Source organism: Paenirhodobacter sp. CAU 1674 (genome assembly GCF_029222945.1).
Classification (GTDB): Bacteria; Pseudomonadota; Alphaproteobacteria; order Rhodobacterales; family Rhodobacteraceae; genus Rhodobacter.
Window position 1 is genome coordinate 67321 of sequence record NZ_JARHUH010000008.1, and the last position, 13459, is coordinate 80779.

Here is a 13459-nt window from a genome sequence, read left to right on the forward strand (position 1 = left end):
ATCGCGCCGCCCCCGCGCCCATGATCGCGCCAGTTCGGGGGGCGGAATGGACGGCGCAACATCACAGCAGGCAGCGGATCTGACGCCGCAGGCGGTCGATCTGGCCTATCTGGAGGCTACGCCCAAGGCACACCGGCGCCGTTTTGCCCAGGTGCTGACCCCGCCCGATTGCGCCGCGACGATGGCCGATTGGGTGGCGGCGGGGGCGCCCGAAACCTTGCTCGACCCGGCCTTTGGCACCGGCATTCTGGCCCGCGCCGTGGCCGCGCGTCGCCCCGCGATCCGCGTCACGGGATATGAAATCGACCCGCAGATCGCCGCGGCGGGGCAGGCGGCCTGCGCCAGGATGGCGCTGGATCTGCGGCGCGCCGATTTCTTCGACGCGCCTGCCGATCAGCGCTTCGATGCGATCATCGCGAACCCGCCCTTCCTGCGCCCGGGCGCGGGCACCGCGTTGCGCGCGCAGGTGCGCGCCACTGCCGCGCGGCTTGGCGTGCCGCTGTCGGGGCTGACGAATGCCTATCTTCTGTTCGTCTTCGAGGCGCTGGCGCGGCTGAAACCGGGCGGGCGCGCGGCCTTTCTTCTGCCTGCGGAATGGGCCAATGCCAACACCGGCGCGCCACTAAAAGAGGTATTGATCTCAGGTGGTTACCTGCGCGAGTTGATCCACTTCTGCGCCCTCAACCCGGTGTTTGCGCGTACGTTGACCACCGCCTCTTTGGTGCTGCTGCAAGCCCCGCGCCCGGGTGAACGTCCGCCCGCAACGATCCGCGCGCGTTTCGTGCCTGCCGATGGGGCAGCGCCGCGCGACAGTGTGCTTGAGGTGGCCGACCTGCGCGCCTCCCCAAAATGGGACGAGCTGATCCGCACCGGCCCGCAGGCGGTGCCGCCGGGCTTCGTCACCTTGGGCGATCTGGCCAGCACCCGGCGCGGCATCGCGACCGGGGCGAACGGGTTCTTTCATCTGAGCGCCGCGGCGGCGGCGGCACGGGGCCTGCGCGCGTCGCAGCTGTTGCCCTGTGTGGCCAAGGCCGCCGATGTGCCCGGGCTGCGCTTCACCCGCGCCGATTTCGCCGCGCTGGAGGCCAGCGACCGCCCGACCCGGTTTTTCGCCCCGCGCCAGCCGCTGAGTGCGCCCGAGGCGGCCTATGTTGCCGAAGGCGCGGCGGCGGGGATAGATCAGCGGTTTCTGACGCGCAACCGCACGCCCTGGTATGCGCCCGAGAGGATCTATCTGGCGCCGGTCTGGGCGGCGACTTTCGGGCGCGGGCAGATGCGGTTCATCCTGAACGAGGCGCGGGTCTGGCAGCTGACCGCGTTTCACGGGCTGTTCCCGATCCGCGATGACGTTGCGTTCCACCGCGCGTTGGTGGCTTGTCTGAACGCCGCGCCGGTGCAGGATCTGATGCGGGGCAGCTTGCGGATCTATGCGCGCGGGTTGCAAAAGCTGGAGCCGCGCGATCTGTTGCAGATCCCGGTGCCAGATCTGCGCCGGGTGCCGCCCGCGCGGCTGGCGGCCTTGGGGCGGGCGCTGACGAGTTTGGACACCGGGCGCCGGGGGGCCGCGGCGCGGCTGACAGCGCTGGTGATGGAGACGGCGGCTGCGGCCGCGATGGCGGAGGACATGGAATGAAACTGGTGCGCTTTGGGCCGGACGGGTCGGAAAAGCCGGGGCTGTTGGACGCGGACGGCACGATCCGCGATCTGTCGGGGGTGGTGGATGACATCGGCGGCGCGGTGCTGTCCGATGCCGGGCTGGCAGAACTGGCCGCGCTGGACCCCGCCACCTTGCCCGCGGTTGCGCCCGATGTGCGGCTGGGGCCGCCGGTCGCCGGCGTGGGCAAGATGATCTGCATCGGGCTGAACTATGCCGATCATGCGGCCGAGGCGGGCATGGCGGTGCCGCCCGAGCCGGTGATCTTCATGAAGGCGACCTCGGCGATCTGCGGGCCCAATGACGCGACGCAAAAACCGCACGGGGCCGAAAAGCTCGACTGGGAGGTCGAGCTGGCCTTCGTGATCGGCACGCGGGCGAAATATGTCAGCGAAGACAATGCGTTGGAGCATGTCGCGGGCTATATGGTCTGCAACGACGTGTCCGAACGCGCGTTTCAGGCCGAACGCGCCGGGCAATGGACCAAGGGCAAAAGCCACGACACCTTCGCCCCGCTGGGCCCCTGGCTCGTGACCCGCGATGCGGTGCCAGACCCGCAAAATCTGCGGCTTTGGCTGCGGGTCAATGACGAGATCTGCCAGAACGGCAGCACCGCGACGATGGTCTATGGCGTGGCCCATCTGGTCAGCTACCTGAGCCAGTTCATGACGCTGCTGCCCGGCGATGTCATCACCACCGGCACGCCGCCCGGCGTCGGCATGGGGATGAAGCCGCCGCGTTACCTGAGCCCCGGCGATGTGGTCGAACTGGGCGTCGAGGGCCTGGGCGAGCAGCGTCAGGTGGTGGTGTCGGCATGAGCGGCCATGCGGCCTTTGACCGGCTGAAGGCCGGAGAGGCGGCGCGCCGACGCGACTTCGGGCTGGAGGCGCGGCGCGCGGCGCTGCGCGCGCTGGCCGCGTCGATCCGCGCGCATGAGGCCGAGATCATGGCCGCGCTGGCGCAGGATCTGCGCAAGCCCGCCGTCGAGGTGCGCCTGACCGAGATCGTGCCGGTGCTGGCCGAGATCCGCCACACCCTGCACCATCTGCGCGGCTGGATGCGGGTGCGGCGGGTGCGGCCCACGCTGGCGATGCTGGGCACCCGCGCGCGGCTGCGCCCCGAACCGAAGGGCACCACGCTGATTATCGCGCCCTGGAACTATCCGCTGAGCCTCTCGCTGGGGCCGCTGGTCTCGGCGCTGGCGGCGGGCTGCGCGGCGGTGGTCAAGCCATCGGAAATGGCACCCGCGACGGCGGCGCTGATCGGGCGCATCGTGGCCGATCTGCCCGAGGGGCTGGCAGAGGTTGTCGAGGGCGGCGTCGAGGTGGCGACCGAGCTGCTGGCCCAGCCCTTCGATCACATGTTCTTCACCGGCTCGCCCGAGGTGGGCAAGGTGGTGATGGCGGCGGCGGCGAAACATCTGGGCTCGGTCACGCTGGAACTGGGCGGCAAGTCGCCGGTCATCATTGGCCCCGGCGCCGATCTGACCCGTGCGGCACGGATGATCGCCTGGGGCAAGTTCGCCAATGCGGGCCAGACCTGCATCGCGCCCGACCATGTGTTCGTGCCGCGCACCCTGCAAGAGCCGTTCCTGACCGCGCTGCGCGACCAGATCGCGGCGATGTATGGCGCCGATCCGCAGACCTCGGGCAGTTTCGCGCGGATCATCAACGCGCGCCACGTTGCCCGGCTGGCCGGTCTGCTGGACGATGCCCGCGCTCATGGTGCCGAACTGGTGCAGGGCGGCGATCTGCGCGAGGATGACCTGTATCTGGCGCCGACCGTGCTGACCCGCACCACGCCCGACATGGCGGTCGAAACCGAGGAATTGTTCGGCCCGATCCTGCCGGTGATCGCCTATGACGATCTGGCCGCGGTGATTGCGCGGGTGAACGCGGGGCCAAAGCCGCTGGCGCTCTATGTCTTTGAAAAGGATCGCGACCTGATCGAGACCGTGACGCGCGACACCAGTTCCGGGGCGGTGGGGGTCAACGTGACGCTGGCGCATTACCTGCACCTGAACCTGCCCTTTGGCGGGATCGGCAATTCGGGTCTGGGGGCGGCGCACGGGATCTGGGGCTTCCGGGCGTTCAGCCATGAAAAGCCGGTGCTGGAAGACCGGTTTTCCTCGCTGGCCTTGTTGATGCCGCCCTATGGCAGCGCGAAAGAGCGGCTGGCGCGGCTGGTGCAAAAGATCCTCGGCTGAGCCATTCGTTTCTTGCATGACGGCCTCCCGCTGGCGCCGGGGGCTTGCTGCGGCGCGGCAAATCGCCCAAGCAGGCACAAAAGGGGGCGCCATGACCGAAACCAACCAGACAGCAGAGCAGGGCAGGCCCGGGTTGGGCTGGATCGGGTTGGCGGTTCTGGCGCTGCCGCCGCTGTTCTGGGCCGGCAATTTCATCGTCGCACGGGCCGCGCGGGGCGATGTGCCGCCGGTCACCCTGTCCTTCATCCGCTGGGCGATCGCGCTTGCCTGCCTGTTGCCCTTTGCCTGGCGCTATATCCGGCGCGATGCGCCCTATTACCGGGCGCATTGGCGGCAGGTGGTGGCGGTGGGCATCCCCGGCGTGACGGCCTTCAACACGCTGGTCTATCTGGGGCTGCAATATACCACGGCGACCAACGGCATGTTGCTGAACTCGACGATCCCGGTGCTGATCCTGCTGTTGGGGGCGCTGCTCTGGGGGCGGCGGATGGTGGCGACGCAGGCGTTGGGGTTGATCGTCTCGACGCTGGGGGTGGCGGTTGTGATCCTGCATGGCGACTGGTCGCGGCTGATCGCGCTGGAGTTTTCGCGCGGCGATCTGATCATCTTCGTCGCGATGGTGTGCTGGGCGATCTATACGCTGGGGCTGACGCGGGTTCCGGCCTCGGTCAACCGGCTGGGGCTGCTGACGGTGCAGGTGGCGCTGACGCTGGTGCTGCTGGTGCCCTTCGTCATCTGGGAGGTGCGCAGCGGCCATGTCCCGAGCTGGAGCCCGGCCGCGATCGGCGCGATGCTTTATGTCGGCATCGTGCCCTCGGTGCTGGCGACGCTGTTGTATATGCAGGGGGTGGCGATGGCGGGGCCCGCGCGGGCGGGGCAGTTCATCCACCTGCTGCCGGTCTATGGCGCGGTCCTGTCGACGTTGTTTCTGGGCGAGGTGCTGCACCTCTATCACGCGGTGGGCTTCGGGCTGATCCTGACGGGGATCGTGCTGGCCGGGCGCAAGTGATCGCGCAGGCATTCTGCCCTTGCATTGCGCGGCCAATCGCCTATAACGCGCGGACTTCCGCATTGATGTGACCCGGCGGAGCCTCTCGTGGTGGGGCGCGGAAGACCAGACCCACCTATGAAGCCGCCTTGCAAACAGGAGCACACATGCCGCTTTACGAGCATGTCCTCATTGCGCGTCAGGACCTGTCCAACGCGCAGGCTGAAGGCCTTATCGAACACTTCTCGACCGTGCTTGCGGACAACGGCGGTAAAGTCGTTGAAAACGAGTACTGGGGCGTGAAAACCATGGCCTACAAGATCAACAAGAACCGCAAGGGCCACTACGCCTTCCTGAAATCGGACGCGCCCGCCGCTGCCGTGCAGGAAATGGAACGTCTGGCCCGTCTGCATGACGACGTCATGCGCGTGCTGACCATCAAGGTCGACGCCCACGAGGAAGGCCCCTCGGTGCAGATGCAAAAACGTGACGAGCGCAGCGAGCGTGGTGACCGCGGCGACCGTGGTGATCGTGGCGAACGCCGCGAACGTCGTTGATCTGAGAAGGAGCTAACCCATGGCGAACAAACCGTTTTTCCGTCGTCGCAAGGTCTGCCCGTTCTCGGGTGAGAACGCGCCGAAAATCGACTACAAAGATGTGCGTCTGCTGCAGCGCTACATCTCCGAGCGTGGCAAGATCGTGCCTGCCCGCATCACCGCCGTCTCGGCGAAGAAACAGCGCGAGCTGGCCCGTGCGATCAAGCGCGCCCGCTTCCTCGCCCTGCTGCCCTACGCTGTGAAGTAAGGAGAGACCCCAATGCAAGTCATCCTTCTGGAACGTGTGGCCAAACTGGGCCAAATGGGCGAAGTCGTGAACGTCCGCGACGGTTACGCTCGCAACTTCCTGCTGCCGCAGGGCAAGGCGCTGCGCGCCAACGACGCCAACATCGCGTCGTTCGAAGCCCGCAAGACGCAGCTTGAGGCGCGCAACCTCGAGACCAAGAAAGAAGCCGAAGCGCTGGCCGAGAAACTCGACGGTCAGGTGTTCATCGTGATTCGCTCGGCCTCGGACGCCGGTGCGCTTTACGGTTCGGTCACCCCGCGCGATGCCGCCGAAGCGGCCACCGCCGAGGGCTTCTCGGTCGACAAGAAGCAGATCGCGCTGAAAGCGCCGATCAAGGAACTGGGCCTGCACGAAATGCACGTCCGCCTGCACCCCGAAGTCGACGTGACCATCGTTCTGAACGTGGCGCGCTCGGTCGAGGAAGCGGAACTGCAGGCCTCGGGCAAGTCGATCCAGGAACTGGCCGCCGAAGCCGAAGCCGAAGCCGAATTCGAAATCGCGGAACTCTTCGACGAGATGGGCGCTGCGAACGAAGAGGGCGAAGACCTCTGATCCCAGAGCGCTTCGAAAAGATCAACCGCGTCCCGAAAGGGGCGCGGTTTTTCGTTGTGGGCGGGCGATTGACAGAATCGCGGGCGGGGCCGGAAATGGAGCTCTTCACCCCATCTGGAGCCCACCATGGCGCAAACGACCACCGACGTGGAACTGACCGGAACGCATCATTTCACCCTGCAGGATCTGGACGAGCCGCTGCGCGCGGCACTGCTGACGCTGCTGATCCCCGGGGCCGCCAGGCCCGCGCCGGGGGCGGGCTGCATCAGCAGCGGTGTCGAGGTGACGGGGCGCTCGTCGAAAACGGTCAGCTACAGCTGCCAGCATACCAACCCGGCCGCGCCACCGTTGATGGGGCGCAAGAAGCTGACCTATGAGCATTACCGCGAGGCATTTCAGTGCCCCGACGGGCACAGCTATGAAAACAGATGGGCCGAGCTGATCGGCGAGGAAATCATCGACCGTTGCCCGACCGACCACGACTAAGCGCATGAAAAAGCCGCCCCGAAGGGCGGCTTTCAATTCCCGAAGGGCAGGGCGGCTTACAGCTCGTCCAGCGCTTCGATGGCTTTCTGCAGGTCTTCCTTCGACACTTCCTTGTCGGTCACCGAAGCGCCCGACACGACGAAATCGACGACCTTGTCTTCGAAGATCGGCGCGCGCAGCTGCTGTTGCATCTGCTGGTTCTGCTGCACGAATTCGAAGAAGGCGCGTTCCTGGCCCGGGTATTGACGCGCCTGGTTCAGCACGGCTTGGGTCATTTCGGCGTCGGTCACCTCGATCGACTGCTTGCGGCCCAGTTCGGCCAGCAGCAGGCCCAGGCGCACGCGGCGTTCGGCCAGCGACTTGTGCTCGTCGGTGGGCTCGACGGAGCCGTGGTTGTGGTCATGCACTTCCGGGTGCTCTTCGTGCCACAGCTGGTGCGCGATCGAGGCGGCCTCGGCATCCACCAGCGAGGGCGGCAGGTCGAACTTCACCACCGCGTCGAGCTGGTCAAGCAGGGCGCGCTTCATCACCGCGCGCGAGGCGCCCTTGTATTCGGCTTCCAGACGCTCGGCGATCTGCGCTTTCAGCGCGGCCAGATCTTCGGCGCCGAATTTCTTGGCCATCTCGTCGTCGATCTCGGCTTCTTTCGGGCCGCGCACTTCCTTGACGGTGCATTTGAACAGGGCTTCCTTGCCCGCCAGATGCGCCGCGCCGTATTGCTCGGGGAAGGTCACCTTGACTTCGACGGCCTCTTCTTCCTTGGCGCCGATCAGCTGATCCTCGAAGCCCGGGATGAACGAGCCCGAGCCGAGCACGAGCGGGTAGTCCTCGCCCTTGCCGCCCTCGAACGCCTCGCCGTCGACGAAGCCTTCGAAGTCGATCACGACCTGATCGCCCTCTTTCGCCTTCGAGCCCTTGCGGCGCTTCTCGAAGTTCTGCGCATTCTTGGCCAGGTTTTCCAGCGCTTCGGTGATGGCCGCTTCTTCGGCCTTCACGACCAGACGCTCCAGCGTGACGCCCGACAGGTCAACGTCCGGGATTTCCGGCAGCGCTTCGTAGGACACGGTCACGACCACGTCCATGCCCGGCTTCCAGGTCTCGCCGTCCTGCATCTCGATCTTCGGCTGCATCGCCGGACGGTCGCCCGATTTCTCGAACAGATCCGACATCGCGCCGTCGACGGCTTCTTGCATCGCATCGCCCATCACGCGATCGCCGAACTGCTTGCGCAGCATCGCCAGCGGCACCTTGCCCTTGCGGAAGCCTTTGATCTCGACTTCGGGCTGCGCTTCGAGGAGTTTCGCAGTGACTTTCTCATCCAGCTCGGCTGCGGTGATGGTGATCGTGTAGCCGCGTTTGAGGCCGTCGTTGAGGGTCTCGGTGACCTGCATGGGGTTTCCTCTGTCTCTAAAAGCCGCGCATGCGGCCTCATCCATGAATTTCAGCCGCCCTTCTATTGGGCGCAGGCCTTGGTGGCAAGGCGAAAAGGGGCGAGCCCGGGGGCGCTGCGCGCAGGTGGCGACTTGGGGAAGATGGTGCGGGTGAAGGGACTCGAACCCCCACGCCAAAGGCGCCAGAACCTAAATCTGGTGCGTCTACCAATTCCGCCACACCCGCATCTGAACGCGCTTGTAGCAAGCTTGCGAGGCGTGGGGTAGGGGGGGCATGAAAATACTCGCCAAAGTCATGCATTGGGCGTAGGTTGCGAAGAGATGGTTAACACGAATTGACCACAGGGCCTGCAAAGACGGGTCGAGGCATGAGAGCAGGATAACCGATGGCGAAAACGACCATGGGGCGCGCGGTTGGTGTATTCTCCGGCCGCGAGCCGGATCAGCGGGCTGATCTGCACACGCATGTGGCGCTGTCCGGGGTTGCGCAGGGCACGCTGGTTCTGACGCTCGACGGGGCGCTGCCGGTCGAGTATCTGGCGCCGGGCGATCGGGTGATTACCCGCTCGGGCGCGCGCCCGCTGCGGGCAGTGGCGGCGCGGCTGGTGACGGGGGGGCTGATCCGCGTGGCGCCGGGTGCGCTTGGCCATGACCGCCCAGAGCGTGCGCTGATCCTGGGCGGACAGGCGCAGGTGCTGGTGCGCGACTGGCGGGCGCAGGCGCTCTATGGTCAGTCTCAGGCGCTGGTGCCGGTGGGGCGGCTGCTCGATGGCGGCTATATCACGCCCTGCGCGGGGCGGATGCGGCTGTTCGCGCTGCAATTCGCGGCGCCCGAGGTGATCTATGCCGATGGTGTCGAGGTCGGGTGCCACGTCGCGCAGATGGCGGCCTGAGGCCAGAACGCCCTGATTTCTTCTTGGCAAAAATACTCATTACCCGGCCCGGGCCCGGGCGCGCGGTCACAGATCGAGCGCACGAAACAGGGTCGGCAGCTCTTCGGGCAGGTCTTCGGCGATCAGTCCGGGGCCGAAGCTGCGCGCGGCTGCGGCATGGAGCCAGGTGCCGGTGCCGGCCGCCTCGAAGGGCGTCAGGCCGCGCGCCATCAGCCCGCAGATCAGCCCGGCCAGCACATCGCCCGACCCGGCGGTCGCCAGCCAGGGCGCCGCGTTTTCCCCGCTGGCATCATGCACCGCCAGCGCGCCATCGGGGGTGGCGATCACCGTATCCGGGCCTTTGAGCAACACGATCGCCCCGGCACGCGCGGCGGCGGCGCGGGTGATCTCGGCCTTGTCGGCACCGCCCTGCAATTGCGCGGCCAGATCGGGGAAAAGCCGCCCGAACTCTCCCAGATGGGGGGTCAGCACGCAGCCGGGATAGAGGTGACCGAAAAGCAGGGCGGGGTCCTCGGCAAAGGCGCTGAGCGCATCGGCGTCGAGCACGCAGGGCCGTTCGCCCGACAGCGCCGCCGGGGTCATTTCCTGCGCGCGGCGCAGCCCCAGGCCCGGCCCCAGGGCAAGCGCCGTGATCCGGCTGTCGCGCAGCAGCCCGCGCAGGGCATAGCTGTCGGGCAGCGGGGTCAACATGACCGCGTTCAGCTGGGCCGCGTGTTCGGGCAGCGCGGGCGGCGGCACCGCCACGGTCACCAGCCCCGCCCCCACGCGCAGCGCCGCGCGCGCGGCCAGCCGCGCCGCGCCACCATGACCCACCCCGCCCGACAGGATCAGCGCATGGCCGTGCGCGTATTTATGTGCGGCGCCCGTTTTGCGCAGCGCAGCGCGCATCTCGTCGGTCAGGGTGATGTGGCGGATCATGGCACCTCCGGCGGCAATGTTGCGGGCTTGGTCAATGCGTATAGGGGGCGGCGGTGAGAAAAGCGTGAATCACAGGCCGATCGGGGCCACGATGACGGGGATGCCCGCAGCGCGCAACTCGGCGTGGATCGGTTTCTCGCGATGAAAGGTCACGGCCAGCGAGCAGGGCGCCGAGGGCCAGTCCGCCGTTTCGGGGCGCGCATCGGCATCAAGCCCCGATGGCAGGTCGATGGCCACGCAAGGCGCGCCGCAGGCCTCGATCGCGGCGAAGATTGCGGCGAACCCGCCCAGCGGGCGGTTCAGGCCGATGCCGAACAGCGCGTCGATGACCAGATCGGGCTGCCCGAAATCGGGCTGCAGCGGCAGCGGCAGCACCGGGCCGATCCGGCGCCAGCGGGCATGGTTTTGATGCGCATCGGGCGGCAGCCGCGCGGGGTCGCCATGCAGATAGAGACTGACCCTCCAGCCGCGCCGCCGCAACAGTCGGGCCACCACGAAACCGTCGCCGCCATTGTTGCCCGGACCACACAGCACCACTGCCTGCCGGGGCGGCTGCGCGGGGCGTTCCAGGTCGGGCCAGTGGGTGAATATCGCGTCGCGCACGCCTTCTCCGGCGCGTTCCATCAACGCAAGTCCGGTAACCGCGCCGCTGCCGATCGCGGCAGCCTCAGCGGCGCGCATTTGGGCGCTTGTCAGAATTTCTGTCATATTTTCGCTCGAATCGTTTTCAAACTGCCCGGCATGCGTGCTATCTGCCCAAAATATAAGCGCACAACTTGGAATCCCGAGCCCCGTCGCGCCCCGCCCAGCCTAGCCGATTGCGAGCCCTGCTGGAAAGTGGTCAGACGGGGGCGGCAAAGACCTGATGAAGGAGTCGGCGGCATGAAAAAAGTGGAAGCGATCATCAAGCCCTTCAAGCTGGATGAGGTGAAAGAAGCGCTGCAGGAAGCCGGTATTCAGGGCCTTTCGGTGATCGAGGTCAAAGGCTTCGGGCGGCAAAAAGGCCATACCGAACTGTATCGCGGCGCCGAATATGTCGTGGATTTCCTGCCGAAAGTGAAAATCGAGATGGTGCTGCCCGACGAAATGGTCGATGCCGCCATCGAAGCGATCACCTCGGCTGCGCGCACCGAGAAGATCGGTGACGGCAAGATCTTCGTCTCTCCGGTGGAGCAGGCGATCCGCATTCGCACCGGCGAGACCGGCGACGACGCGGTTTAAGGTTTTTCGAATACCGGGCCCATCGTGCCCGTGAACCCATGCTCAACGAAAGGGTACTGTGCAATGAGCAAAGTCAAAAAAGCTCTCGAACTGATGAAGGCGGAGGAAGTCGAATACGTTGACGTTCGCTTCACCGATCCGCGCGGCAAGCTGCAGCACGTCACGCTGATCGCCGATCTGGTGGACGAGGACTTCTTCGAAGAAGGCTTCATGTTCGACGGCTCGTCGATCGCCGGCTGGAAATCGATCGACCAGTCCGACATGAAGCTGATCCCGGATGCTTCGTCGGTCTACATCGACCCCTTCTACGCCGAAAAAACCATGTGCGTGCATTGTGACGTGGTCGAGCCGGACACCGGCGAAGCCTATGACCGTTGCCCGCGTCAGGTGGCCCACAAGGCCGAAGCCTATCTGAAATCCTCGGGCATCGGCGATGCGGCCTATTTCGGCCCCGAAGCAGAATTCTTCATCTTCGACGACGTGCGCTATTCGGTGACGCCGGCGAAAGTGTCCTACCAGATCGACGCCGAGGCGGCCGCCTGGAACACCGACACGCCGATGGAAATGGGCAACCTCGCCCACCGCGCCGGCCACAAGGGCGGCTACTTCCCGGTGAACCCGGTCGACGAAGCGCAGGATCTGCGCGGCGAAATGCTGTCGACCATGAAGCGCATGGGCATCAAGGTTGACAAGCATCACCACGAAGTGGCGACCTGTCAGCACGAGCTGGGCATGATCTTCGGTGGCCTGGTCGAGCAAGCCGACAACATCCAGAAATACAAATACGTGATCCACAACGTGGCCCACGCCTACGGCAAGACCGTGACCTTCATGCCGAAACCGATGAAGGGCGACAACGGCTCGGGCATGCACGTCAACATGTCGATCTGGAAAGACGGCAAGCCGCTGTTTGCCGGCGACAAATACGCTGACCTGTCGCAAGAGGCGCTGTATTTCATCGGCGGTATCCTGAAGCACGCGAAAACGCTGAACGCCTTCACCAACCCGTCGACCAACAGCTACAAGCGTCTGATCCCGGGCTTCGAGGCCCCGGTTCTGCGCGCCTACTCGGCCCGCAACCGCTCGGGTTGTGTCCGTATTCCGTGGACCGAATCGCCGAAAGCGAAACGTGTGGAAGCCCGCTTCCCCGATCCGGCGGCGAACCCCTATCTGTGCTTCGCGGCGCTGATGATGGCCGGCCTCGACGGGATCAAGAACAAGATCGACCCGGGCCCGGCGTCGGACAAGGACCTCTACGATCTGCCGCCCGAAGAACTGGCCGCGATCCCGACCGTCTGCGGTTCGCTGCGTGAGGCTCTGGAAGCGCTGGAAGCCGATCACGACTTCCTGCTCGCGGGCGACGTGTTCACCAAGGGCCTGATCGAGGGCTACACCGCGCTGAAGTGGGAAGAAGTCTATGCCTACGAGCATACCCCCCACCCGGTCGAGTATCAGATGTACTACTCCTGCTGATCCCGTCCGGGATTATCGGGGAAAGGGCGCCGTTCGCGGCGCCCTTTTGCTTTGGGCGCCGCCGCTGTCGCAGGCGTGATGAGCACCTGCGCACAGAACCTGTTTGGTTCTGTGGAATTGCGACGCTAGCCCGCAATGGGCATCCTGAGGCCATGTTCACGCATTCAGGGAGTTTTCCGCGATGAAATCCGTTCTTCTGGCCGCCGGCCTTGCCTTCGGTCTGGCCACCGCCGCCGCTGCCGCGCCCGAAACCTATACGCTCGACGCGAGCCACAGCCAGATCGTGTTCAGCTACACCCATCTTGGCTTCTCGACGACCACGGGCATGTTCTCGGGCTTCGAGGGCACGATCGAATTCGATGCCGAAGATCCGGCCGCGTCGTCGGTCAGCGTGGCCTTCCCGACCGCCTCGCTCTACACCGGCTGGGATGAGCGTACCGCGCATTTCCTGACCGAGGATTTCTTCGGCGCCGAAGCCGCGCCCGAGATTTCGTTCAAATCGACCGGCATCGAAGTGACCGGCGAGAAAAGCGGCAAGATCACCGGCGATCTGACGATCAACGGCATCACCAAGCCGGTGGTTCTGGATGCGGTCATGACGCAGATGGGCGAACATCCGATGGCCAAGAAGCCCTGGGTCGGCTTCGACGCCACCACGACCGTGCTGCGCTCGGATTTCGACATGGGCCAGTTCGCGCCCTATGTCAGCGACGAGGTGGCGATCGCGATCTCGATCGAGGCGATGAAAGCCGAATAAGCTTTCTGTCACTTGCGAAAACGGCCGCCGGAGCGATCCGGCGGCCGTCTTTTTTGAGTATTTGTGCCAAGAAGAAG

15 protein-coding genes and 1 tRNA gene are annotated in these 13459 nt (G+C 65.8%); 12 read left to right on the forward strand and 4 right to left on the reverse strand.

Annotation, left to right across the window (positions count from 1 at the left end):
* Positions 1 to 46: 46 nt before the first annotated feature.
* The 8 genes from P2G62_RS12615 (at position 47) to P2G62_RS12650 (ending at position 6729) form a co-directional block, all read left to right on the forward strand.
* Positions 47 to 1633 carry a methyltransferase gene (locus P2G62_RS12615; RefSeq protein ID WP_275735259.1) on the forward strand — a complete coding sequence of 529 codons (1587 nt, stop codon included), beginning with the start codon at positions 47 to 49 and terminating at the stop codon, positions 1631 to 1633.
* Positions 1630 to 2472 (forward strand): fumarylacetoacetate hydrolase family protein, encoded by an 843-nt coding sequence (locus tag P2G62_RS12620; RefSeq protein WP_275735260.1) that lies wholly within the window; start codon positions 1630 to 1632, stop codon positions 2470 to 2472. Before P2G62_RS12615 ends, P2G62_RS12620 begins: the two co-directional genes overlap by 4 nt.
* Positions 2469 to 3860 carry an aldehyde dehydrogenase family protein gene (locus P2G62_RS12625; RefSeq protein WP_275735261.1) on the forward strand — a complete coding sequence of 464 codons (1392 nt, stop codon included), beginning with the start codon at positions 2469 to 2471 and terminating at the stop codon, positions 3858 to 3860. The genes P2G62_RS12620 and P2G62_RS12625 overlap by 4 nt, the downstream gene beginning before the upstream one ends.
* A 91-nt stretch (positions 3861 to 3951) precedes the next feature.
* Complete coding sequence (locus P2G62_RS12630; RefSeq protein WP_275735262.1) at positions 3952 to 4869, forward strand: DMT family transporter; 918 nt, start codon at positions 3952 to 3954, stop codon at positions 4867 to 4869.
* A gap of 146 nt (positions 4870 to 5015) precedes the next feature.
* Positions 5016 to 5405: a 30S ribosomal protein S6 gene (rpsF, locus tag P2G62_RS12635; protein WP_275735263.1), complete on the forward strand. Its 390-nt coding sequence runs from the start codon at positions 5016 to 5018 to the stop codon at positions 5403 to 5405.
* A gap of 19 nt (positions 5406 to 5424) precedes the next feature.
* A complete protein-coding gene (gene rpsR, locus P2G62_RS12640) occupies positions 5425 to 5652 on the forward strand; it encodes a 30S ribosomal protein S18 (protein ID WP_068765176.1) in 228 nt (75 codons plus the stop codon).
* Positions 5653 to 5664: 12 nt separating this feature from the next.
* Positions 5665 to 6243: a 50S ribosomal protein L9 gene (rplI, locus tag P2G62_RS12645; protein ID WP_275735264.1), complete on the forward strand. Its 579-nt coding sequence runs from the start codon at positions 5665 to 5667 to the stop codon at positions 6241 to 6243.
* Positions 6244 to 6369: 126 nt separating this feature from the next.
* On the forward strand, positions 6370 to 6729 hold the full coding sequence (locus P2G62_RS12650) for a hypothetical protein (RefSeq protein ID WP_275735265.1): 360 nt from the start codon (positions 6370 to 6372) through the stop codon (positions 6727 to 6729).
* Between the two features lie 56 nt (positions 6730 to 6785).
* Here P2G62_RS12650 and tig read toward each other — a convergent pair whose 3' ends face one another.
* Positions 6786 to 8120, reverse strand: coding sequence for a trigger factor (tig, locus tag P2G62_RS12655; protein WP_275735266.1), 1335 nt, complete (start codon positions 8118 to 8120; stop codon positions 6786 to 6788).
* Between the two features lie 142 nt (positions 8121 to 8262).
* Positions 8263 to 8346, reverse strand: a tRNA-Leu gene (locus P2G62_RS12660).
* Positions 8347 to 8506: 160 nt separating this feature from the next.
* Here P2G62_RS12660 and P2G62_RS12665 point away from each other — a divergent pair.
* Entirely contained in the window at positions 8507 to 9013 is a 507-nt protein-coding gene (locus P2G62_RS12665; protein ID WP_275735267.1) for a Hint domain-containing protein, read from the forward strand.
* Positions 9014 to 9079: 66 nt separating this feature from the next.
* Here the strand turns inward: P2G62_RS12665 and P2G62_RS17800 are convergent, their stop codons facing one another.
* A complete protein-coding gene (locus P2G62_RS17800; RefSeq protein ID WP_345799270.1) occupies positions 9080 to 9931 on the reverse strand; it encodes an NAD(P)H-hydrate dehydratase in 852 nt (283 codons plus the stop codon).
* Positions 9932 to 10000: 69 nt separating this feature from the next.
* Positions 10001 to 10639 carry an NAD(P)H-hydrate epimerase gene (locus P2G62_RS17805; RefSeq protein WP_345799271.1) on the reverse strand — a complete coding sequence of 213 codons (639 nt, stop codon included), beginning with the start codon at positions 10637 to 10639 and terminating at the stop codon, positions 10001 to 10003.
* A 174-nt stretch (positions 10640 to 10813) separates the two neighbouring features.
* Between P2G62_RS17805 and P2G62_RS12675 the strand changes: the two genes are divergently transcribed.
* The 3 genes from P2G62_RS12675 to P2G62_RS12685 all read left to right on the forward strand — a co-directional run bounded on the left by P2G62_RS12675 (position 10814) and on the right by P2G62_RS12685 (position 13382).
* Positions 10814 to 11152 (forward strand): P-II family nitrogen regulator, encoded by a 339-nt coding sequence (locus P2G62_RS12675; RefSeq protein WP_275735268.1) that lies wholly within the window; start codon positions 10814 to 10816, stop codon positions 11150 to 11152.
* Positions 11153 to 11215: 63 nt separating this feature from the next.
* Positions 11216 to 12625 carry a type I glutamate--ammonia ligase gene (gene glnA / locus P2G62_RS12680; protein WP_275735269.1) on the forward strand — a complete coding sequence of 470 codons (1410 nt, stop codon included), beginning with the start codon at positions 11216 to 11218 and terminating at the stop codon, positions 12623 to 12625.
* Between the two features lie 181 nt (positions 12626 to 12806).
* Complete coding sequence (locus tag P2G62_RS12685; protein WP_275735270.1) at positions 12807 to 13382, forward strand: YceI family protein; 576 nt, start codon at positions 12807 to 12809, stop codon at positions 13380 to 13382.
* The last annotated feature ends 77 nt before the right edge of the window (positions 13383 to 13459 follow it).